General features: G+C 63.6%; 1 protein-coding gene. It reads right to left on the bottom strand.

The annotated features are described in order from the left end of the window. A partial coding sequence (locus AC07V4_RS26910) for an AMP-binding protein (protein ID WP_492638758.1) occupies positions 1 to 837 on the bottom strand: 837 nt, incomplete at both ends.

Raw genomic sequence — 837 nt, 5'->3', positions numbered from 1 at the left:
GGTCAATGCCGGGCGCTCCAGATAACCTCGAGCCACGCCCTCGCCGCCCAGGTACAACTCGCCGGCCACGCCGATGGGTTGCAGGTTCAATTGCGAATCGAGCACGTAGCCGCTGCGGTTGCCCAACAACGTGCCAATCGGCGCGTAGACCGCACCGCACGGGTCGCCCTTGCGCGCCTTCCACAGCAACGGCGTGACCACGGTTTCGGTCGGGCCGTAGCCGTTGAACAGGTAGGTCGGACGCAAAGCGCGCCACGCCAGGTCATAGCTGGCCTGGGCGACGGCATCACCGCCAAAGCAGTACACACGCACCGCCGGTGGGTTGCCGTCGCGTTCGGCATGCTCAGCCAGCTGTTGCAGGTACACCGGCGGGAACACCGCCATGGTCACGTTGTGGCGGTGCATCTGCTCGTAGGTGTACTCGGGCAACCACAGGCTGTCATCGCGGATCAACACGCTGGCGCCGTTGATCAGCGGGTGCATCCAGCCCTCATGGGAACCATCGAAAGCGAAGGACATGAAATGCAGTTCGCAGTCGGACGCAGACGTTTCATAGCGCTCGCCCGTGGCAATGATGTGCGCCACCAACGGGCCATGGGACACCGCCACCCCTTTGGGCAGGCCGGTGGAACCGGAGGTGTAGATCACATACGCGAGGTTGTCGCCCTCTAGCGCAACGTCCGGCGCACTGTCGCTGTAATCGGACCACGCCTGCACATCATCGACCGCCAAGGCTTGCAAACCCTCGGGAATCGGCAGCCGCTGGTGCACTGACGAATGGGTCAGCAGCAGTTGAGAGCGACTGTCCTGCATCATGTACAGCAGGCGATCACGTGG

The sequence above is a fragment of the Pseudomonas sp. GW821-FHT03A09 genome (genome assembly GCF_059421065.1).
This window is presented reverse-complemented; position numbering and strand designations above follow the sequence as displayed.